Below are 22,510 nucleotides of genomic sequence, written 5' to 3'. Positions count from 1 at the left end.
TTTGCACGACCCCACTAATTAATCAACCTTTCACTGAAAACTGATCACTGAACCATATGGCAGGTGGAAAAGAATCTCCCCGTCAGAAGATGATCGGAATGATGTATCTGGTACTGACTGCAATGCTTGCTCTGCAAGTAAGTTCGGCTATCATCGAGAAATTCATTCTACTCAACAATTCACTCGAATTATCTTCTGGGGCAGCTAATAAGATAAATCAAGAAACCGTACTAAGAATTAAAGCCGCTGTTGAGAAATCGGGTAACCGCGCTTCCGACGTAACGGTAATGAAACAGGCTGATGAAGTACGTAAAGCGTCAGCTGATGTTATAAACGAAATCAATGGTCTGAAGCAACAGATCATTCAGGAAGCCGGTGGTGGAATGAATGAACAAGGTGCCATCAAAAACCCTGCGGAAGAAGAAAAAGTAGCTCAGATGATGATTGGCGCCAACAAGAATGGTAAAGCCTATGCTCTGAAGCAGCGTCTGAACAACTATGTAAACAGCCTGAGTAACTACGGCAATCAGAAGTTTCAGCCTTTGGCATTGGATGGTAGCCAGGATCCGGTTGCCAGCACCAACCCAGACCAGCGTAACAAAGACTTTGCTGAACTGAACTTTGCACAGACTCCCGTAGCAGCAGCTCTGGCGGTACTTAGCCAGAAGCAAACTGACGTTCGTCGTATGGAAGGTGAGGTACTTACGTATCTGGCCAGCAAAGTGGGAGCCGCGGATATCAAATTTGACCGGATTTTGGCTATGATCAGCTCTGAATCCAAAGTGGTAGCAGCAGGCGCCAAGTACCGTGGAGAAATGTTTATTGCGGCTTCGGCCAGCGGTATTACTCCCCGTATGAGTCTGAACGGTTCACCGGTTCGGGTTGAGAATGGTAAAGGTATCATCGAATTTACGGCACAGGGTGGTGGCTATAACGCCGAAGGTCTGGCTCGCCGGGTACTGACAGGTACTATCTCCTTCCCTACCCCATCAGGTCGTGATACTACGGTTCGTCTGGAGCATGAGTACTTCGTAGCGAAGCCTACGTACCAGATCGAAACCGGTACGCTGCCTCCTTTGTACCTGGGTTGCTCTAACAAGCTAAGTATTCAGAGCCCTTCACTGGGTGCGCTTTGGGCCCCAACCTTCACCGCCGACGGAGCCGAAATCATCCCTAGCGGTCAGAAAGGACGTATCACTATTGTACCTAATAGGGCTCAGGTAATTCTGAATGTAAACAACCAAGGCAACCTGCTGGGTAAAGAGAATTTCCGCGTGTCGCGGGTACCCAAGCCATCTCTTGAAGTGCGGGTGAACGGTGCAGCGCTGGATGAGCGTCGCGGTGTACCGGCATCAGGTGCCCGTAGCCTTCAGGTACTTGCTATTGCGGATGAGAGTTTCAAGAATTTCTCTCCTGAAGATGCACAGTTCCGCGTAAATCAGATCCAGGTTTCTCTGGCTCGTGGTAATCGTCGTGTAGCAGGACCGATAACGCTGAATGGTGGGGGTTCTATTTCTTCTCTGGCTCAGCAGGCCGAGTCTGGTGACCGTTATGTAGTAGAGATTCTGGGTGTACAGCGCCGGAATTTCCGCGGAAATATCAGCGATGTTGAAATGGGGAACCAAACTCGTATCATTCCGTTATACTGATTTAGGTTTTATATCGTTATAAAGAAAAATCAAAAAAGACATCAGTGGCTATGAGAATGAATGGTAAAGTTATAGCATGGTCTATCCTTTCACTGACAATGGGTACTACGGTAGCTAATGCTCAGGAGAGAGATGAGTCGAAAGACAATCAGCTGTCGGCACGCCCCATTGATCAGAATGATATAATGATGAAGCGTACGCTTTGGCGTAGAGTTGACCTGAAAGAGAAGCAAAATCTCCCGATGTTTTCATCGAACAATGAGATTACCCGCTATCTTCTGGAAGCTGCCAAAGCGGGTCTTATCCCTGCTTACGCTACGGATTCGTGCGTGACGGAGCTTACTACGGATCAACTGCGGAAGAAACTGCTGATGCCTAACCAGACAGTAGGGCTGTCAGCTGAGGAAATCGCGGCCGGTTTTGGTAAGCCACAACCAGCGGATGGAGGAGGTTGGGATGCTAAGCCTGCTGACGCTACCAAGTCTTCTGAAAAACCAGCTGATGATGGCTGGGGGACCCCTAAGAAGGATACTAAGAAGACTGCCGCTGTGGAGGATGACGGATGGGGAGCACCAGCTCCAAAGAAGTCTACTACTACCGCAAAGGGTAAAAAAGGAGCAGCAGCGAAAGAAGAGAAGCCCGTCGAAGAGGTTAAGCCCGCCGATGACTTCCAGCAGGATGTAATGATGGCAGCTACCGAAGAGGAGTTCTTCCCGGATCAGCTAAGTCTGCTTGAAATGAAAGAAGAGTGGACTTTCGACAAGAAGCGCTCGCGCCTGTACATGGATATTCAGAGTATTGGTATTCTACTTCCAGCCGAGCAGAACACAGCAACCGGTATGGAGATACCTGTTGCTTACTTCAAGTACAAGGATATAGATCGTCTGTTCAGAAGCGATCAGAAGAAGTACATCTGGTATAACACCCAGAACCAGGCTCAGCACAAAAATCTGGCTGATGCACTTGATCTTCGTTTATTCTACGGACGTGTTATCAAGTACTCTAACCCTAACAACAAAGATTTCCTGTCAATCTACAAGAATGACAAAGAAGCTTTGCTGAAATCTCTACAGTACGAGCAGGAGCTTATGGAGCTTGAGCACGGTCTGTGGGAGTACTAGTAGGATTGAGTATTCGAAAATAGAAAAGGAGTGGCCATATGGCCACTCCTTTTGCTTTATAGGGCTTTTCAATATTTTGATAGACCTACGACTGTTCTATTGTATCAAAGTAGGCTCTTACCTTTTGAGCCCGGTCACTACCTACTACTACCGCCAGTTGCTCAGCGGAACTCTCCCGAATGGCCCGTAAGGTCTTGAAGTACTTCAGCAGCTTAGCCGCCGTTACTTTACCAATGCCTTCTACATTTTCCAACTCACTCACTAGACTATTACGGCTACGCTTATCACGGTGGTAGGTAATCGCGAAGCGGTGGGCTTCATCCCTGATCTGTTGAATCAGTTTGAGTGACTCTGACTTCTTATCAATATACAAGGGCAATGAATCCTCCGGGAAGTAGATTTCTTCCAGACGCTTGGCTATTCCAATTATAGGTACCTGACCATAAAGTCCCAGTTCCTTCAAAGCATCACAGGCTGCACTAAGCTGCCCTTTTCCACCATCCACAACGATAAGGTCAGGTAGCTGATCGCCCTCACTCAGTACCCGACTGTAACGCCGTCCTACTACCTCACGCATGGAGGCAAAGTCATTAGGGCCCACTACGGTCTTGATGGTAAAATGGCGATAGTCTTTCTTAGAAGGTTTGCCATCCACAAAACATACCATAGCTGCCACCGGATTTGTACCCTGGATGTTGGAGTTATCAAAGCACTCGATCCTGTGGGGCAAAGATTTGATCTGTAAGTCAGCTTTCAGCTTTATAAGTACCCGATCCTTACGTGAGGTGGTGGCCGAGGCCTCTACGGCTTTGCGTTCTGCTTTTTCACGCCGGAAGTACATTACATTCTTCATCGACATATCCAGCAGCTTTTTCTTATCCCCGATCTGTGGAATGGTAATATCTAACTTTAGATCAATATCCGGCTTCAGATTAGAGATAAGTTCTTTGGCCTGGGTACCGTATTGCTCCCGCATTTCCACGATCATCATCGCCAGCAGGTCCTCATCACTTTCATCGAGCTTTTTCTTTATTTCAAACGTCTGCGTAGCTACTACGTAGCCGTTGGTGATCTTCATGAAGTTGAGGTAAGCCGCATCTTCATCGGAAACAATAGTAAGTACATCTACATCACCAATACGCGGATTCACTACCGTCGCTTTACTCTTGAAGTCATCCAGCAGTTCAATCTTCGTTTTCCATTCGTGGGCCTGCTCAAAAGCCATTTGCTCGGCTGCATCCAGCATCTGTTGTTTAAAGTACTGCTGCGGCAGGGATAGATTACCTTTTAGGATATGGTTGATCTGGTCAATCTGTACGTTGTACTCCTCTTCCGTAATCTTAGCTTCACAGGGACCTTTGCAGTTGCCGATATGGTACTCCAGACACACCTTGAACTTACCCGCTTCTACGTTCTCTTTCGAGAGGTTCAGGTGACACGACCGGAGGTTATACAAAGACTTAAACATATCCAGCAGCGCGTACATAGCCCTCAGGTTAGCAAAAGGCCCATAGTAGGTACCGGCTGTACGATCGATCCGTCGGGTGGTCATTACCCGGGGAAACCGCTCATTGGTAATCAGGATAAAGGGGTACGTCTTGTCGTCGCGCAGGAGTATGTTGAACCGGGGCTGGAAGCGCTTGATCAGCTGATTCTCCAGTAGTAGCGCATCCCACTCCGTGGGTACTATCGTAAATTCAATCCGGCGAATCTGACTCACAAGTCGCTTGGTCTTGCGGTCGTGCTGGTTAGACTTCACAAAGTAGCTACTCACGCGGTTTTTCAGATTCTTGGCTTTACCCACGTAGATTACCTCATCCTTATCATCAAAATACCTGTACACACCCGGATCGGACGGTATTCTGGCAAGCTCTGCTTTATAATTAAAATCAGCCATTAGCAACAAATAAAACCAAGAGGTAGATATAAAACTATCACAAAAAGAAGGGAAGCTATCTGCCTACACAATTGTAGCAGATAGAACAAAGCATTTGTAAGTAGAGGGATGGACGATAGTGCATAAACTACCCTGAATTTGCTCTTACTACCCTCTCTTCATCCCAGAATAAAACAACCGTACCAAATGAAAAGTTGCTTCCCGCACCCGCTCAAAGGCTACGGATTGGGCTGCTTCCAGGCTCTGTGGCCGGTTAAGTACGGATACTGCATAGGTGATACCGGCTTCCTGAGCTTCAGCCGGTGAGATAAGCAGGGTACCACATACTACTGCCAGGGGTACCTGCTTCTCCTGACACAGATCAGCTAGTCCTTTTACCAGCTTACCACTGAGTGTCTGTTGATCTACCTTTCCTTCCCCGGTTATAACCAGATCGGCCTGCTCGATTTTCTCAGCCAGCCGGGTCTGCTCCATTACGATCCTGACACCTTCCCGTAGTTTAGCGTTCAGAAACCACAGTGCACCGGCTCCTACCCCACCCGCTGCGCCCGCTCCAGGCATTTGACTTATATCCTCTTCAAAGGTAGTAGCGGCCACCTGAGCCAGATTGCGCAGCCCGGCATCGAGCTGCCTTACCATGGCCTCATCAGCCCCCTTCTGTGGCCCGTAGATGTAGGCGGCTCCCCGCTCCCCGTAAAGCGGATTAGTCACGTCACAGGCTACAACAACAGAAACCTGTCGCAGGCGGGTATCTACTTCGGAAGAATCAATAGAGGCAATAGCTGACATAGAGTTACCTATGGGAGGAAGTACGGCTCCTGCACCATCAAGGAATTTATAGCCAAGAGCAGCGGCCATTCCGATTCCTCCGTCGGTAGTAGCACTTCCTCCTATACCAAGTATAATCGTGCGCACACCCCTGTCCAGCGCGTGCCTGAGTAGTTCGCCGGTACCGTAGGTGGTAGTATGCAGTGGATTATACTCCTGTGGAGCCAGTAAGCGCAAACCGGAGGCCGATGCCATTTCCAGATAAGCCGTAGCCCCATCCGCTGATATACCATACTCGGCACTGATAGATCTTCCCAGAGGATCACTGACCTGCGCGGCTACCAGCGTACCTCCGGCGTTGCGAGTAAGTACCGAAGTAGTACCTTCGCCCCCATCAGCCATCGGGACAGTCGTTACCTCTGCCTCAGGATAAGCCAGCAGTATACCTTCCTTAGCTGCCTGACAGACTTCTTCGGCTTCCAAGGAGCCACGAAATTTGTCGGGAGCGATGAGTATGTGCATAGCTGTAGGTTTAGGATTGGTAGTGAGATATACTAAAGAATATGCCGGAAGACTTCTCCTCCGGCATACACTATCTTTTCTATTTAATCTGGACTAGAACAAGGCTCCTTCGTCATCAGATACTGATGGCGGTACGTAGGTATCATTTGGATCGAAATAAACGCCTCCGCAATCCAACTTATAATCAGCAGGCTTGTTGAATGCCCCCTTCTGGTACTGTACCAGCGTAGGATCAGCGTATACCTTCTGCATGTACATGGCCCAGGCGGGCATAGCTATACGCGCTCCCTGGCCATAAGCCATGGTCCGAAAGTGGATACTACGATCCTCTCCACCAACCCACAGGCCCGATACCAGGTTGTGGGTCATACCCATAAACCAACCGTCGGAATAGTTAGAGGTAGTACCGGTTTTGGCTGCTATCTCATTATCCTTAGTGATACCGTAGCTGTGCAGGCGCTGGGAGGTTCCTCCCGGATCTTCCACGGCCCCACGCATCAGGTACAGCATATTATAGGCTACTGTCGAGCTAAGCTCCTGATTAGCCTTAGGAAAAAACTCCTGTAGAAGATTGCCATATCGATCTTCAATGCGCAATACGGTCATGGGCTCAGTACGGTACCCGCCATTTACAAATGCACAGTAGGCTCCTACCATTTCGAATACGGACACATCACTGGTACCCAGGCAAAGAGCAGGTACTGCATCAAGTTCACTGGTAATACCCAGTTTATGAGCATATTCAACTACTGTTTTAGGCTTCACCTGCTTCATGATAAAAGCACTCACTGTATTGACCGACTTACCGATGGCCTGCCGAAGTGATAGCGACTGGTACGAATACTTACTATTTGAATTTTTGGGGGTCCAGCTACCACCAGGTACTCCGTCCGCCAAAGTAAATGTAACAGGCTGGTCAGTAACGTGGGAGCAGGGTGTCAGGAAGTTCTTATCCAAGGCCGACACGTACACAAAAGGCTTGAATGTAGAACCCGGCTGGCGCTTACCTTGTCGTACGTGGTCATACTTAAAGTGACGGAAGTTGATACCACCTACCCAGGCCTTCACGTGACCATTGCGGGGATCCATGGACATAAAGCCGGTACGCAGGAAGTGCTTATAGTACCTGATGGAATCAACAGGACTCATCGTTACTTCCTTCTCACCATCCCACGAGAATACCTTCATTTTATAAGGAGTCCGCATCACCTTAATCGCTTCTTCTTCACCTAGCTCCCTCTTAAGACTGATGTAGCGGGGCGATACACGAACTGCTCTCTCCATAAAGTTCTTCATGGGCTTTCCGTTATCATCAATCCAGGGATCACGGCCTTTCCAGTGCTCAAAAAACAGCTGTTGCTGCTGCTTCATATGCTCCTTCACAGCCTCCTCAGCGTAGCGCTGCATCCGCGAATCAATGCTTGTATAAATACGTAGCCCGCTGGTATACAAGTCGTAGTCGGTGTTGTTATCTTCGTTGTACTGCTCTACCCAGGTTTTAAGGATAGGTTTCATAGATTCCCGGAAATAAGGAGCAGGACCGGTATTATGGCTTTCCAGGGTAAAATTAATTTCCAGAGGCTTGGCCTTGTAGTTCTGAAACTGCTCTTCGCCCAGAAAATTATATTTTACCATCTGTGCCAGTACGGTATTACGACGCAAAAGGGCCCGCTCGGGGAATCGCAAAGGGTTCCAGAAAGTAGGATTCTGCAGCATACCTACCAGTAGGGCCGCTTCGTGTACATCCAGGTTCCAGGCTTCTTTATTGAAATAGGTTTTAGCGGCTACCTTTATACCATACGTATTATTACCAAATGAGTTTGTGTTGAGGTACATCATCAGGATCTCGCGCTTGGTATACTTCCGCTCGAGGATCACTGACAGAATCCACTCTTTTGTTTTGGCAATCACGGTACGTACCAGAGGTACATTACCCAGGTGACCGCGGTACTTTTCGGTACGGGTCTCAAATAAGTTCTTGGCGGTTTGCTGAGTTAAGGTACTACCTCCACCGGAACTGGACCTACCGGTCACTACCCCGGTTACAGCACGTCCCAGGCTTCGTACATCTATACCGGAATGCTTAATAAAACGGGCATCTTCGGTAGCCAGCAAAGCTTCAATGAGCCGGGGCGACACTTGATCGAACTCAATCAGAGCACGGTTTTCGATAATATACTTCCCTATTGACTTGCCATCTTCCGATATCAGTTCGGAAGCAAGTTCAAATTTTGGATTCTCAAGCGTTTTCAGGTCTGGCATTCCTCCGAACAACCAGAATAGGTTAACGCTGACAGCAAAAATATAAAATGCGATAAGAGCCAGGCTAATAGCTGCCAAACGCCAGATAGTAACTATGATTCGCTGGTACTTTCCCCGCTGTAAATCAATCATCTTTATGTTTTTAATTATTATTTGAGGGTTTGAGCTTCAATCGGAATGTATACTTCTACTTAATAGAACGTACCGGAAGCTATTTCTCTTATCAAATAAGGCAATGCAAAGATAGCATTTTCAAAACTTCCGGCGTACCGATGCCTGCCCGGTCACTTCGAGCATCTCCTGTACCCGTGGTAGTAATGCACTATCAGGATACAAGCGGATAAACTCATTGATTGCCTGCAGATAAGCATCTCGTCCCCGAACTTTACCAACCAGGAATATTCGTAGAAGAGCAAATTTATCTTCCAACGGCCCGCCCTGATGCTTTGTAAGTGCATCTTCCACCTGGGCCAGACCTTCGGAATAATTACCTGCTACATATAGTTCGTACACTTTATCGTAAGACTTAGTCGGCGCCGTTGAAGCGGTACCTGTACCATCTTCGGTAGCCTTGGGAGCCTGATTTAGCAAACGAGCGTAGGTAGAACCCGGATATTCCGATAAAAGTTTATCCTTCCACTGGGAGCGGGTTTTATCCTGCTCCGGCATAGACAGGTACAGCAAGTAGTACAACTCCTCACGGTACTCCGTCTTGGGATAGTCTTTAAGCAAACGACTAAAAGCAGTTACTGCCTTATCCGACTCTTTCAGGTCAAACCGGTATATCTTTCCCAGGCGGTAGAGGGCATCTTCTTCCCGTTTCATGGACGCTGCCAGAGCCGCATCACCAACCGGAATCTGACGCAGCAGTTCATCCCGACGGGCCTGCCACTCAGCTGACCCTTTGGTCATAGCCGCCGAAGCCGACGGACTATTCTGAGGCTGTCCCGGACCGGCCAGCGCTTCCTGCCCCTGCCCCGCCGGAGCAAATGAACGTGTATCCTTAGTTGAGCGGCGCCAGTCATCCTCTAATGGGCGGCTCCCCCACAACCGGCGAAACTCCATCCGTCCCTGATTGACCAACACCGGATCATAAAGCTCCCATCGCCGCTCATTACCGGCGGCCAATGGCACACCTGCATTGGCGGTGTTGTTAGATGCGGCCAGAGCCTCCTGAGCTTTACGTAGCAACTGCTGCTTATGCTTCTCCTCTGCTTCTATAATAGCGTCGATTTTTCGATCCAGGGCCAAAGGATTCATCTGGGCCAACTGCTGCAGACTATCCTCTGTACGCACGATAGTTAGCTGCGTCACAAACTCATCAAGGGCTTTCTTCCGGTCCGAAACCAACCGGTACTCACCAGCCTCTTTGGGTAGTATTACCAACGCGCTATCATAGTAAGCCTTAGCCGCTTCGTAGTTATCCAGGCGATCATAGTTGATACGGGCCAGCTCCAGGTAGGTATAAGGTACCTGCTGGGTATTGGCCCCCGCAACCGTTATGGACTTACGCAGGTAGTCCAGCGCCTGAGGATATTGTTCCCGCCGCTCGGCGAGTAGTCCCATAGTATAGTAGATCCGGTCACGCAGGTCGGTGTTCTTACGGTCACGCAGCATCCTGTCAAATCCAACCGTAGAGAGGTCCGTCTTTGGGTTAAGCAGTACCTGGTTCTGCAGCGAATTCATGCTGGCATTGAACGCCAGATCATAGGAAGAGCGATTGCGGTTAACGCTCTGGTAGTGCTCATTAGCCAGGGCGAATTGACCAATGCGGTCATAGAGCTGGCCGGCTACATAGTGAAGACGGGCAGTTGAGAGCGATTTCTTTAGCAACGGAAATGCCTGCTCAAGAATGGCTACCGCGGTAAGGTGCTCACCGCGCTGCTGATGTAAGTAGGCCTTCGCCAGATAAAAATCACGGGTAGCCTCTTTGGTCATTGATTGCTGACGCAGGTATTCAGATACATTAAGAGCATTTGAAAAATCGTTGCGCGCTATGTAGGCACGCATGAGCCAGATGAGGGCCTCATTCTTATCATCTTCGTCCCGGCCGTTAGCAAATACATACCGCAGGGCTTCCTGACCATCTTCCCACTGACCCAGGTACAACCTTGATTTACCAATAAGTGTATAGCTATTGTCCAGCCACTTACTATTCTGATGGCGTTCGGCTACTATAGATGCTTTCTTAATAGCATCTTCCAGTTGAGGTTTTACTTTTACGGCCAGCGTCGAATCAAAAGGCAACAGTATGGGCAGCAATTGGTTATAATCTTCACGGTACGCTTTTTGGATTTCCCGCTCCGCTTCGTTCAGATCGGTACGTGCTATGTAGTAGGCATTGTACTTGGCGGTAAGATTATGAAAAGCCACGCTACCGGTTCGGTTGCTGTACTGGGAGCATCCGGTAAGTGCACCAATCAGTGCAGCCATGGTTCCCAGGCGCCTAAGAAACGAGAAAGTATACTGGATCACAGACACGTGATTTCTAAGATTTAACTAAAGTATCTGGCTCTATTAAGAACGCAAAATCTGATAATTACGTATCGAAGATAATGCCAATTCCGAAAATAGAGGCAACTTTACCTTTTATTTCCACCAGGCCTAGACCAAAGGTATCATGAGCGATCCAAAACAAGAGAACTGGGATAAGACACGCCAACGTACCAACTACTACGCACGGTACTCAAGCCTGGCCTTTCAGATGCTCGGCACTATCCTGCTGTTTACTTACGCCGGCTATAAACTTGACGAGTGGCAGCAAAATAAAGTTCCGGTCTGGACGCTGATCCTGTCACTGCTATCTATCGGTGGTTCTTTATATATGTTCATACGGGGACTTCCCAAAAATTAACTACTTATCTCTCCATGCTGAGAAGCATTATTGTAACAGCCCTTCTGGGAATTGTATTTTTTTTAGCTCAAAAAACTGAACTCGGCCGATTTATTCACCAGTGGATCTGGTATATACTAGCATTTTTTCTAGGAGTTTCGGTGCTGATTCACCGGCTTATGGAAATCGGTTTTCGGAATAAGCGTGAAAATTTCGTCCCCTTCTACATTTCTACTATAGTAGTCCGGCTTCTGCTATGTATGATTTTCGTAGCCTTCTTTCTGTACAGAGGCGTACCCGATCAAAAGATCTTCATAATTAACTTTCTTGTACTCTATTTATTTTATACAAGTTTTGAAATATATGGTTTGTATAGTAACTTGCGCCGCGATTTATAATGCATAGTCATAACAAGCTTTATGTTAATTCATATCCGCAGGTATTTAAAGGTTGCTTTAGTCGCAACCCTATTAGTTTCCAATCCGTTATGGGCTCAGCACAACGATAGCCCCGGACCTCATGGTGAAGTTGTTGATGAGATCGAACAGTCCGGTCATGAGGATACAACTTCGCAAGAAGGACATGAGGAAGAAGAATTCAACATTGGTGAAATGATCATGCACCACATTGCCGACTCTCACGAATGGGAGTATGCGCACGGGCTGGTTATTCCGCTGCCGGTTATCCTTTACTCACAGGATCGTGGTGTGGAGGCTTTTATGTCCAGCAAGTTTCATAACCCACAGCACGAGTACAACGGTTACCTTCTTACTCATGACGACAAAGAGGTAATCGTACCGGTTGATGAGTCACGTACAGTTTATGATTTTTCCATTACCAAGAACGTAGCCTCGATGCTGCTCAGCGCTATCATACTGATCCTGATCTTCGGAACAGTAGCAGGTGCTTACAAGAGCCGTCCCGGCAAAGCTCCACGCGGCTTCCAGTCAGCCATGGAAATCATCATCCTTTTCATTCGTGATGAGGTAGTTAAGCCTAACATCGGCCCTACCTATGAGAAGTACCTCCCTTATATGCTGACGTTGTTCTTCTTTATCCTGATCAACAACCTGCTGGGACTTCTGCCAGGTGCGGCTAACCTTACCGGTAACATCGCCATTACTCTGACACTGGCCGTACTGACCTTTGTTATCGTGCATATCAATGCTAACAAGCATTACTATATGCACCTTTTTAAACCAACCGGTGTACCCGTAGCTCTACTACCCGTTATGGTTCCGGTTGAGATCGTAGGTGTATTCATGAAGCCTTTCTCGCTCATGGTTCGTCTTTTTGCAAACATCACTGCGGGTCACATTATCCTATTGAGCTTGTTCGGTCTGATTTTCATCTTTAAAAGTATCTACCTGGCGCCGGTGGTATCGTTGTTTGCCCTGTTCATGAACTTCATCGAGATCATGGTAGCCTTTATCCAGGCGTTTATCTTCACCCTGCTGTCGTGCATGTACATCGGTAGCGCCATTGAAGATAACCACGAAGCCGACCACGGCATCGGTCATTAATCTGTAATCTTTTGTTTTTTAATTAATATATCTCTCTAAACGAACACAATTATGTTGCTTCAAATTTTGCTTCAAGCTGCTGAGCAGAACGGTGTAGGTCTTGCTGTAATGGGTGCTGGTCTTGGTGCTGGTCTTGCTGTATTGGGTGCTGGTCTTGGTATCGGTCGCATCGGTGGTAGCGCTATGGAAGGTATCGCCCGTCAGCCTGAGGCTGCTGGTCGTATCCAGACTGCTATGCTTGTAATCGCAGCTCTTATTGAGGCGGTGGCTCTGTTTGCAGCCGTTATCTGTCTGCTTATCTCTTTCAATCTGTAATAACAGATCAAGAGGCCTGAGCTTCATCTGCATTAGGCGATGAAGTGGCAAAAAACATTCCGTGGGGGCATTAGGCCCTCACGGACTTATTTAAAAACAAAAGGTTAGGAATACTCAGCGGTCGACAGGGTGTAACCTGTACTTTTCACTCTTATAGAGTAACTACCTGGTCCCCGCCTGCCAAATAATATAACTTTACACTTTAAAATCCTTAAAAGCTATGTCATTGCTTACCCCCGCCATTGGTCTTTTGTTCTGGATGCTGGTGGTATTTCTGTTGCTGGTAGTGGTTCTTCGTGCGTATGCCTGGAAACCCATTATTGCCGGACTCAAAGACCGTGAACACGAAATACAGAGTGCCCTAGACCTGGCTCAACAAACCAAAGCCGAGATGGTTAAGCTGCAGGCTGATAACGCCAAGCAGTTGGCCGAAGCAAACGCTGCCCGTGACCGTATTATCCGGGAGGCTAAAGATGCCGCTGACCATATGATTGCCGAAGCTCGTGAAAAAGCAACTGTGGAAGGTCAGAAAGTACTTGAAAGCGCCCGCGAAACAATTCGTAATGAGCAGCAGGCCGCTATCAGCCAGATGAAGAAAGAGGTGGCAACCCTTTCCCTTCAGATTGCTGAGCAGGTTCTGCGTCGCGAATTGAGCGATAAGGCTTCACAGGAAAAACTGGTAGCTGAACTGGCTTCTAACGCCCGTATGAACTAAGATTCCCCTGCCCCCGAAAGGCGAAATGTATACAACCAAACTACGTGAAGTACGACCCGTACCTTCATTCAAAAATAAAATAAGATGTCAATAGCTGCCGTTGCAACACGATACGCTCAATCACTGATCGACCTGGCCCAGGAAAAAGGTGTTATAGAGACTGTGTATAAGGATATGCAGCTTTTCAGGAATACCGCCAATGAGAACAGAGCGCTCATGCTTGCCCTAAGTAGCCCGGTGGTACGTCACGAAAAGAAGCTGGGTATTCTGAAAGGTTTGTTCCAGGACAAGGTTGATCCGGTTTCATTTACTATCTTCAAGATCATTACCCAGAAGAACCGGGAATCTATTCTTGATGCTATAGCCGATGAGTATATCAATATATATAACCAGTATAAGGGAATACAGAGAGCCACAGTAATAACTACTACTCCCCTTACAGCCGAGCTGCGTCAGCAATTCAATCAGATAGTTGCAGAAGCTACTGGTAAGACCGTTGAACTGGAAGAAAAAATTGATCCACAACTAATTGGAGGATATGTTCTCCGGGTTGGAGACCGTCAGATTGATGCTTCAATCCGCAGCCGACTCAACAATCTGAAACTAGAGCTTATAGGCTAAAAATTTCATTTTTTATCTGTATAATTTGGAAAGACCCTGCTGCTTTGCGGCAGGGTCTTTTTTTGTGATGTCTGTTGACCTACTTCCTGAAAAGGAGCCAGCCTACCTTACATCCTAAAGCCGGATAGATATTTGTATACTTACCCGGACCTTGTGCAAACATTCCTCCATTGTAGTGGACGTGCCGCCCTCCGGTACCCTCGTTCCAGGCAGCAATACGACGTACTCCAAAGCCAATAAATATATCCCATACCCAGACGACTCCCATCCGCTGCAAGCCTGCCTTTGCCCTTAAATCATACACTTCTCTGCGCAAAGAATAATTAAATGATTCCTCCTCGACGCCTGCTCCAAAGGGCGATTGCATTCTGAACTCATTGGAATTCTTCTGAAGTAATTCGACAGCGCCATATCCCCTTACTTTCCTGGAAAAATGGGGTCGGCTATAATGTCGTGCTTCAACCCGGTAGAGCCAGGTCTTTTTTTGGGCTCCTATCTCGGCCATAAAAGAGGGGTACCCCAGTCCAAACTCTCCCTGTACACCAAACCTACTCGCCAGTAGTAACTCTGTCCCAAGTGTGATGGTAGGGTATTGATTGATCAGGTACTCCATAGGTGCTACCTTCAGTACAACTCCACGTAACTTAGGGTGGCGGGTACTATCGCTTAGATCAAGAGCTGCGCCGGGGACGATAAACCAGCCGGAGAAGAGAATCAGGAAGAAGATATTTTTCATTGAGAATGATATAAGCACTTGTCTACAAATTGGATATAAGTTACTCAGAATAAATTAAATATATCTTTACTATGGGGTAAAATGCAGTTACGTATATGTGAATACTACTCCACAGAAGTATAGTAAAACATGCCTCCTACTACAATATAGGTAACTAAAGCATGATACTCAGATAACCCTTATGTCTATGAAGAGTTACACTTACTTTATATTTTGGAAAGTACATATATGATTATACAGTGAAATGCAGATGGAGCTCCAATTTCTGGCTCATTTATTTGAAACTACTAAGTATATGAAAAATATAGATATATGAAGAAAGAAGAAATTCATCTTGGTGATATAAAACGCTGGCTTATTGGACAAACTACGCCAGAGTTTATGATTGAAGTAGTAATACGAACCGTCCTTATATACTTGTTTTTGCTGCTAGCCGTCAGGTTGATGGGGAAAAGGATGTCAGGCCAGATAACACTTACTGAAATGGCCGTCCTGATTTCGCTTGGTGCTATTGTTTCACCCATCATGCAGCTTCCTGACAGGGGTATTCTTTTTGGTGTACTTGCCCTGATTTGCGCTCTGGCTTTTCAGCGGCTGTTTAACCTTTGGACAGTTAAAAATCATCGGATTGAAGAGGTGACACAAGGTAAGATGTCCATGCTTGTGAAAGATGGGAAAATAGTCGTTGAAGAGCTTGAAAAAAACCTGATATCACATCAGCAGTTGTACGCCCTGCTTCGCCAGAAAGACATTAACAACCTCGGCAAAGTGAAGCGAGCCTACCTGGAAGGATGTGGTGCCCTCACCGTATTTAAAGAAGCTGATGACAAACCAGGTTTGCCTCTGTTTCCCCAGTTTGATCAATCTATTAAAGAAATCTATACGGAGCTTGATGACCCTCTGAAAGCCTGTTGCAATTGTGGTCATGTACAGGAGGTTATGGATGCTCATGAACAGTGTGACAATTGCAGAAAGACTGACTGGAGCAAAGCCTATCATACCAGTAAAAAAGTGGAACAAGTTAATGCCTGAAATATATGATGCCAGATAATATAAGCCTCAGTGACTGGGGCAGGATTATAATGGGTGAAGTACCCGCTGTATTTTATATAGAAATAGTGATACGTACCTTCCTTGTGTACATACTCCTGATGGTGTGTATGCGGGCATTAGGTAAAAGAATGTCAAAGCAGATCAGCCGGTTGGAAATGAGTGCTATGGTCGCGCTGGCTTCTGCCATCGGGGTTCCGATATTGGTCGCAGACAGAGGGATGCTACCTGCTTTTATTTGTGCCGCCGTGGTAGTAGGAATCACCAGACTTATTGCCAAGTATAGCCTGCATCACCAGCACTTCGAGCAAATCACTCAAGGGGTCATTGATATACTTGTAGATGAGTCTGTCATGAACATAGATAGTATGGAAAAGGTACTGATTAGCCGGGAAAGACTCTTTACCGAGTTGCGCTCCAAAAACCTGCCCCACTTGGGCTATTTAAAGAGGATGTACCTTGAGGCAGATGGTAATTTCTCCACTATCATGCACGACAAACCGGTGCCGGGCCTGGTAGCCCTTCCGTTCTGGGACAAGGAGTTTATAAATGAGAAGCTGAACCAACGGATATCACTATTTGCAGTGTCTGCGGTGCAGGAATGCCGGATAACAGTACATCCAATGGCCACACCCGTTGTCCCAACTGTGGAAAGACTGAATGGACTAAGGCACATATAGACCGATAGCCTCAGTCCCAATTTATAGATTAAAAGACCAACGCATATATAAGCCATGTCATTGAAGAATTATAGAATAAGTATAATAGCTCTGTTTGCTCTACTACAAGTAGTACTCACTAGCTGTCAGCCATCAGATGCGGATCTTAAAGCAGATCTGATCGCTAAATCACAAAGGGATAGAAGCTTTCATGGGGTGTCCTTTATAGTGGAAGAGGGTATTGTTACCATCAATGGTATCTGCCCGTCCGATAAAGCCAGACAGACCGTAGAAGATGCTGTAAAAGGTGTGCATGGTGTAAAGGACATCGTTAGTCATATATCTATAGGACCGGTTGTAATAGGTACTGATCATCAGTTGAAGACAAGCGTGGATAGCGTATTGAAGAAGTACCCGGCCGTAGAGGCCTATGTGATGGATAGTATAGTGACGCTGAGTGGCAAAGCCAAAGACAACAAAAAGTTGGAAGAGTTACTAACCGCCATTAAGGGCCTTAAACCCAGAAACATTATCTTCCAGGTGACTACACTGTAAATGTTTCTGAGGTACCTCTTAACAACTTATAACAAGACCTATGTCGTGATGGCGTAGGTCTCTCTTTTTGGGGTGAAAGCATCTATCTTGTGGAGCAAGGGCTATTTTTAGTACCTTAGTCTTTATGAATATTCTGGAAGAAGTACGCAAAGTAGATCTGCTGCGGGTGGTGCAGGACCTGGGTATGGAGGTACATCTGCACCGTAAGATTGTATGTCCCTTTCACGACGAAAAGACGCCTTCGCTCGTCCTGTATCCACAGACCAATACCTACTATTGCTTTGGTTGCGGAAAACGCGGCGACGTTATCCACTTCTACGCCGGCTATACCCAGCTAGAGTACAAGGCGGCTATGCACGAACTGGCCTACCAATATGTATCGGGCTATGTACGCAGAGGTACTCCCCCACCTCGGCGTACCCCTCCCCGCCCCCAGATTCCCGCTGACCACATACCCGATACGAAGGTGTATGTATACCAGCCACAGCATACCGAAATATTCGAACTATTTAAGAAATACTGCGAAGAACAACCCGAAACAGATATATCCAGGCAAGCCTACGCCTACCTCCACAGCCGGGGCTTTACGGACTATACACTACGTCGTTTTGGCATATTCGTCATCAAAGACTACCACGCGGCCAGCTACTACCTACGCTCACAGTACGCCATGGTTGACCTACGTGAGTGTGGGCTGTATAACGAAAAAGACAACCTGATTTTTTACAAGCACTGCATCATTATCCCATACTACCAGAAAGAAAAGCTTGTCTACCTACAGGGGCGTATTATAGGCTCATCTATTGACAAAACTCCCCGCTACCAGTTCCTCAACGGAGTGCCTATCACGCTGTTCAATGGGGATATGCTGCGCAAAGTCAGGACGGGCCAGACCATCTACCTGACCGAAGGGGCCTTCGACTGCATGACGCTGGTCCAGCAGGGGCACCCGGCCGTCAGCCTGGGGAGTGTAACTATGTTTAAGAGGGAATGGGCAAAGCTGTTTCAGCGGTTTGAGGTATGCTTCTGGTTTGATAATGATCCGGCCGGGCAGCACGCCGCCAAAGCCTACCACGACATCTTCCAGTCATCAGGCATCAGTACCCACTCCCGTTCGGTCAAAGAAGGCTTCAAGGACGTAAATGAGTACTTTACCCGCAGGGATGAAGAATAGCTACTTGGCCAGTATTCGTTTTAGCTCCTTTACATTACCGATCAGGATCAGGTGGTCGCCGGGCTTAAGCTCCTTGTCCGGGTGTACATCCAGTTCCAGCTTCTTGACCTTACGCGCGTGTCCCAGAAGGCTCTTTTCATTCTCTACGTGGACATAGGCCACCACTTTCAGATTGCTGGAACGGGTAAAGCCAGTCTCGGACAGTCGCTGGTAGTAAAAACGCTGTGGTATCCGTAGTTCGAGCATAGCCGATTCATCGCAAATCTCGTAGGAGTTTTCTACCATAGGGATGGTCAACCGTTTGGCTACCTTCTCGGCCGAGTCCTGCTCGGGCAGCAGTAACTCATCCACTCCCAGGGCCTCTATTACTGTCCGGTGTGTATCGTTGATGGCCCTTCCGATCAGCTTCTTGACCTTCGACTGCTTCAGGAGAGCCGTCACCAGTACCGAAGCCGCAAAGTCCTCCCCAATGGCTACTACTACCACATCCATTTCTTTAAGGGGAAGGGAATTAAGATTCTGCAAGTCGGTAAGGTCCATGGCTACCGTATGGGTAATCTTGTCCTTGAGAGCCTCGACTTTACTCATGTTAATATCGACCCCTATTACTTCATGCCCCATCGAAGTAAGCTTCATGGACAGGGCGGCCCCGAAGTTACCGAGGCCCACTACTAGAAATTTCATATTCGTATTGTCAATATAAAAGCCAGGATATGCCGAATGGCATCCTGCATTACTACTAAAACGCCCCTGCTCCCCATACTGTTATTAGCTTATAAAAATGGTCTCCTTGGGGTAATGATAGTTCTTAGCCAGAGTCCTTCTCGAGAAGGCTACAAATAAGGTAAAAGTACCCACCCGCCCGATAAACATAACTACCACCAGGACAATCTTAGCCGTATCGGACAGCAGTGGCGTGATGCCCAGCGTAAGCCCAACGGTACTGAAAGCCGAAAAACATTCAAAAGCTACGTTGATCAGCAGTTTTTCCGGCTCCAGCACGGTAATGATCAGGATAGCCGGACCTATGACCAGTAAGGACAGAGCTATGATAGCAAACGCCCGACGTACTGATTCATTGGCTATTTCGCGGCGACGTATCTCTACCCGGTCTTTTCCCTTAGCCAGACTCAATATATTCAGTACCGCTATGGCAAAAGTAGACGTTTTGACCCCGCCACCCGTAGAGGCCGGCGAAGCACCGATCCACATCAGGAGCAGGTACACCAGTATAGTAGCCGGCTGCATCAGGCTCAAATCAAAGGTATTAAAACCAGCCGTACGGGGCGTAACGGCTCCAAAAAATGCAGTAGTGAGCTTCCCTTCCAACGTCTCATGGTCATAGAGTATACCGTAGTACTCTGTGATAAAAAAAGTAATGAATCCGCCTATCAGTAGTATGATCGTCGTCTTGATTACAATTGCGGTATTTGCACTGACCGTACGCGGAAGGTGGCTGATAGACCTTCCAAACCTGATCCAGCTATATGTCTGCGACACATAGTGCCTGGTGTATTTATAAAAATCAACGATGATCGGGTACCCAATACCACCTATTATGACTAATGCACAGATGATAAGCTGAAAATCATAATCCGAACTCAAAGCCGGGTTAAAGAGTCCACTGGGAGTTGTAGAAAAACCCGCGTTACAAAAGGCTGACACAGAATGAAATATCGAAAATCTAACCTGCTCGCCCGTTGTATCGAATAGTGACGTATCTACGGTTAGAAAGATACCCAAAGCCCCCAGTGCTTCTACCAGCAACGTGATAACAATGACTTGCGAAAGCGACCTGAATGTATCGCTTACCTTCTCAGCCGTCACGTACTCCCGGAGAAAGAGTTGATTCTGCAGTGAAAATCCACCCTTATAGAGATAGCCCAGAAAACTTGTAAATGAGAGGATTCCTAGACCGCCCAACTGAATCAGGCACAGGATAAAAAACTTACCAAGCCGTGTAAACTCCGTAGCAGTGTCCAGGGTAGTCAGTCCAGTCACGCATACGGCGCTGACCGACGTAAACAAGGCATCCGTAAATGAAATACCGTGTACAGTAGCTCTGGGCAGGAGCAGTAACCCACATCCCATGAAGGACAGCAGGATAAAACTCAGCACGAAAGCCAGCGCCGGATTGAAGCCTAGTGTATACACCGCCAGTACCTTACGGGAGGAGTCCAGCAGGATCAAAACAAAACATAGCAGCAAGCCCCCATAGTAGCTCAGGGAGTTGAAGTCAGGACTGCTCTGAATGATGCTGTACTTATAAATACAGAAACAGGCCAGCAGAAAATTAAGGAACCACAGCGCCCGACGGGTAGATCTCCTTTCAGGAGGGTAACGGATTGTACGCAGTGCTGAGGTGATGGTAAAACTGACCAGGTACAACAGATAGAGGCTAGCAAAATATATATACCCGATTACATGCGCAAAACCTACATCATAAACAATGAGCAGGAATACGAATATGCTTATATAGAAAGTAATATCTTCAAAAAGGTTGTGAAACCTTTTTAACGCTCTGTTCGCAAAATTTTTAATATTCCAGTATATACGCCTTGATAACATAAATAAAAGTTACACAGTCGTGCTGGTATAGTTTAAGTCTGTTAATGTATAACCCGCCATTGGTACCCTATTGTTACCACCACTTGTCATACCCCTGTGGTGGTTGCCAGGTACTCTGCGGCTCAAAATGCTTCCAGACCGTAGCCGAAATAGTCCGTAACAGCTCATATCCGGCATTGGTACGCACCCATCTTTCATCCTTCTGATTTTTTGTGGTGACGCAGAGCACATAGTCACCATGAGGAGCATGTACCAGTACTACTTCCGATTTGGCCTGACTGACGGTTCCATTCTTAGAGGCTACCTTCACATCCGAAGGGATCTGTGACAGTGATTCACCATCCCAGAACTGCCGCCCCAGGTAGCGGTACATCCGGTCGCTGATATCGGGGCTAATGGCTCTGCCCTGCCTGATCATAACCATCAGTTCGGCCATTTCGCAGGCTGTTGTCTGTCCCCACCCATAACGCGTACGGGCTGCTTCACGCCCGGGAGTACGCGAGTTGACCCGGGTATAGGTAAAACCATTTTTATCAAGCCACTGGTTAATAGTGGCACCACCACCCGCCATGGCCTGCAGCCACAGGCTACCGGTATTGTCACTCAGGGTAGTCATAAGCATAATGACATAACTAAGCGGAATTTGGGCGCTGTCTCTCAATGATCCTACTATGCCATCGTCATAGTGCAGCGAGTCCCGGTATGTGAGAGTCTGCTGGTAGCTGATCTTACCCTGGTGTATCTTGTCAAACAATCCACACAAAATTGGAATCTTGACCATACTCGCCGTCGGGAACACCGTATCAGCCTTGATCTCCACCACCCGCCCCGTCTTCAGGTGGCGTACGTACACGCCTACTACCCCCTCGAAGCCCCGCATGGCAGCTTCTATTTTTTTGGTCAGTTCCTTATCGGTACGGGTCTTGCCTACCAATGAAGGCTGCGCTATAGCATAGGTACTTACAACCAGTAAGAGAAGCAGAAGGATTTTTTTCATAAGGTACTCTATAATTCGCGTTCGAAGTACAATACTCCCTCGTAGGGGTTAAAATTATAAGGAACCGTCTCACGGAAGCCATAGGATTTGTAGAGGCCAACCGCGTTCGGCATCTTGTACCCGATGGTATCCAGCTTGATGGTCTTGTAGTTCATTTCACGAGCAGCATCAATCAATTTTGTCATCAGGGTCTTGCCAATGCCCGTACCCCGGTATTCCGGTCGAATGTACATACGCTTTATTTCGCAGGTCCACTCGTTCTCAATGCGGCGCAGCCCTACACAACCTACGTATTCACCCTGATCCTCTACCAGATAGAGTCGCCCCACCGGAGGTCCGTACATAGTAGACAGGATGGATAGTTCTCCGTCAAAATTCTGAAACTGCAGATCAAAGTCCAGCGAAGCGGCGTATTCTTTAAAGAGTGCAATGGCAGCCAGGTATTGCTCCTCGGTATTGGCTTCTGTGATAGTCCAGGTCATCATTCAAAAAAATTATACTATAATTTGGAGTTGTAAAGGTACCTTCTCTGCTTTTAGATAGAG

Annotated in this window: 20 protein-coding genes; 11 read left to right on the top strand and 9 right to left on the bottom strand. The window is 47.4% G+C overall.

Annotated features, from left to right (window positions below):
• Window positions 1–56 precede the first annotated feature (56 nt).
• Together porM and porN are read left to right on the top strand one after the other, a co-directional pair.
• Entirely contained in the window at window positions 57–1,649 is a 1,593-nt protein-coding gene (gene porM / locus JUB14_RS09030) for a type IX secretion system motor protein PorM/GldM (protein WP_207505533.1), read from the top strand.
• A 56-nt stretch (window positions 1,650–1,705) separates the two neighbouring features.
• A complete protein-coding gene (gene porN / locus JUB14_RS09025) occupies window positions 1,706–2,770 on the top strand; it encodes a type IX secretion system ring subunit PorN/GldN (RefSeq protein ID WP_207505532.1) in 1,065 nt (354 codons plus the stop codon).
• A gap of 85 nt (window positions 2,771–2,855) precedes the next feature.
• Here the strand turns inward: porN and uvrC are convergent, their stop codons facing one another.
• The 4 genes from uvrC to porW form a co-directional block, all read right to left on the bottom strand.
• Window positions 2,856–4,667, bottom strand: coding sequence for an excinuclease ABC subunit UvrC (uvrC, locus tag JUB14_RS09020; protein ID WP_207505531.1), 1,812 nt, complete (start codon window positions 4,665–4,667; stop codon window positions 2,856–2,858).
• A gap of 147 nt (window positions 4,668–4,814) precedes the next feature.
• Window positions 4,815–5,957 carry a glycerate kinase gene (locus tag JUB14_RS09015; RefSeq protein WP_207505530.1) on the bottom strand — a complete coding sequence of 381 codons (1,143 nt, stop codon included), beginning with the start codon at window positions 5,955–5,957 and terminating at the stop codon, window positions 4,815–4,817.
• 93 nt (window positions 5,958–6,050) lie between these two features.
• Window positions 6,051–8,351: a penicillin-binding protein 1A gene (locus JUB14_RS09010; RefSeq protein ID WP_207505529.1), complete on the bottom strand. Its 2,301-nt coding sequence runs from the start codon at window positions 8,349–8,351 to the stop codon at window positions 6,051–6,053.
• Window positions 8,352–8,471: 120 nt separating this feature from the next.
• On the bottom strand, window positions 8,472–10,652 hold the full coding sequence (porW, locus tag JUB14_RS09005) for a type IX secretion system periplasmic lipoprotein PorW/SprE (RefSeq protein ID WP_207505528.1): 2,181 nt from the start codon (window positions 10,650–10,652) through the stop codon (window positions 8,472–8,474).
• 187 nt (window positions 10,653–10,839) lie between these two features.
• On the opposite strand from porW, the gene JUB14_RS09000 reads away from it, so the two are divergent.
• From JUB14_RS09000 to atpH, 5 genes are all read left to right on the top strand, one after another.
• Window positions 10,840–11,073 (top strand): AtpZ/AtpI family protein, encoded by a 234-nt coding sequence (locus JUB14_RS09000; protein WP_207505527.1) that lies wholly within the window; start codon window positions 10,840–10,842, stop codon window positions 11,071–11,073.
• A 398-nt stretch (window positions 11,074–11,471) separates the two neighbouring features.
• Window positions 11,472–12,575 carry a F0F1 ATP synthase subunit A gene (gene atpB / locus JUB14_RS08995; protein ID WP_207505526.1) on the top strand — a complete coding sequence of 368 codons (1,104 nt, stop codon included), beginning with the start codon at window positions 11,472–11,474 and terminating at the stop codon, window positions 12,573–12,575.
• 51 nt (window positions 12,576–12,626) lie between these two features.
• Window positions 12,627–12,890: an ATP synthase F0 subunit C gene (atpE, locus tag JUB14_RS08990; RefSeq protein ID WP_207505525.1), complete on the top strand. Its 264-nt coding sequence runs from the start codon at window positions 12,627–12,629 to the stop codon at window positions 12,888–12,890.
• A gap of 220 nt (window positions 12,891–13,110) precedes the next feature.
• Complete coding sequence (atpF, locus tag JUB14_RS08985; RefSeq protein ID WP_207505524.1) at window positions 13,111–13,605, top strand: F0F1 ATP synthase subunit B; 495 nt, start codon at window positions 13,111–13,113, stop codon at window positions 13,603–13,605.
• Window positions 13,606–13,689: 84 nt separating this feature from the next.
• Complete coding sequence (atpH, locus tag JUB14_RS08980; RefSeq protein WP_207505523.1) at window positions 13,690–14,226, top strand: ATP synthase F1 subunit delta; 537 nt, start codon at window positions 13,690–13,692, stop codon at window positions 14,224–14,226.
• 79 nt (window positions 14,227–14,305) lie between these two features.
• Here the strand turns inward: atpH and JUB14_RS08975 are convergent, their stop codons facing one another.
• A complete protein-coding gene (locus JUB14_RS08975) occupies window positions 14,306–14,962 on the bottom strand; it encodes a hypothetical protein (protein WP_207505522.1) in 657 nt (218 codons plus the stop codon).
• Window positions 14,963–15,274: 312 nt separating this feature from the next.
• Between JUB14_RS08975 and JUB14_RS08970 the strand changes: the two genes are divergently transcribed.
• From JUB14_RS08970 to JUB14_RS08955, 4 genes are all read left to right on the top strand, one after another.
• Window positions 15,275–15,994, top strand: a complete 720-nt coding sequence (locus JUB14_RS08970) for a DUF421 domain-containing protein (protein WP_207505521.1) — start codon at window positions 15,275–15,277, stop codon at window positions 15,992–15,994.
• Between the two features lie 5 nt (window positions 15,995–15,999).
• Window positions 16,000–16,692 carry a DUF421 domain-containing protein gene (locus JUB14_RS08965; protein ID WP_207505520.1) on the top strand — a complete coding sequence of 231 codons (693 nt, stop codon included), beginning with the start codon at window positions 16,000–16,002 and terminating at the stop codon, window positions 16,690–16,692.
• A gap of 54 nt (window positions 16,693–16,746) precedes the next feature.
• A complete protein-coding gene (locus tag JUB14_RS08960; RefSeq protein ID WP_207505519.1) occupies window positions 16,747–17,226 on the top strand; it encodes a BON domain-containing protein in 480 nt (159 codons plus the stop codon).
• A 124-nt stretch (window positions 17,227–17,350) separates the two neighbouring features.
• Entirely contained in the window at window positions 17,351–18,400 is a 1,050-nt protein-coding gene (locus tag JUB14_RS08955; protein WP_207505518.1) for a CHC2 zinc finger domain-containing protein, read from the top strand.
• On the opposite strand, the gene JUB14_RS08950 is transcribed toward JUB14_RS08955, so the two are convergent.
• The 4 genes from JUB14_RS08950 to JUB14_RS08935 all read right to left on the bottom strand — a co-directional run bounded on the left by JUB14_RS08950 (window position 18,401) and on the right by JUB14_RS08935 (window position 22,450).
• Window positions 18,401–19,084: a potassium channel family protein gene (locus JUB14_RS08950; RefSeq protein ID WP_207505517.1), complete on the bottom strand. Its 684-nt coding sequence runs from the start codon at window positions 19,082–19,084 to the stop codon at window positions 18,401–18,403.
• 84 nt (window positions 19,085–19,168) lie between these two features.
• Entirely contained in the window at window positions 19,169–20,788 is a 1,620-nt protein-coding gene (locus tag JUB14_RS08945) for a TrkH family potassium uptake protein (protein WP_207505516.1), read from the bottom strand.
• 253 nt (window positions 20,789–21,041) lie between these two features.
• Window positions 21,042–21,965 carry a serine hydrolase gene (locus JUB14_RS08940; protein ID WP_207505515.1) on the bottom strand — a complete coding sequence of 308 codons (924 nt, stop codon included), beginning with the start codon at window positions 21,963–21,965 and terminating at the stop codon, window positions 21,042–21,044.
• A gap of 8 nt (window positions 21,966–21,973) precedes the next feature.
• On the bottom strand, window positions 21,974–22,450 hold the full coding sequence (locus JUB14_RS08935) for a GNAT family N-acetyltransferase (protein ID WP_229367596.1): 477 nt from the start codon (window positions 22,448–22,450) through the stop codon (window positions 21,974–21,976).
• Window positions 22,451–22,510 lie beyond the last annotated feature (60 nt).

Source organism: Telluribacter humicola, from assembly GCF_017355935.1.
In the GTDB taxonomy this organism is placed as follows: domain Bacteria; phylum Bacteroidota; class Bacteroidia; order Cytophagales; family Spirosomataceae; genus Telluribacter; species Telluribacter humicola.
Note: the sequence above shows the minus strand (reverse complement) of the source record. Positions and strands in the feature narration are given on the sequence as shown.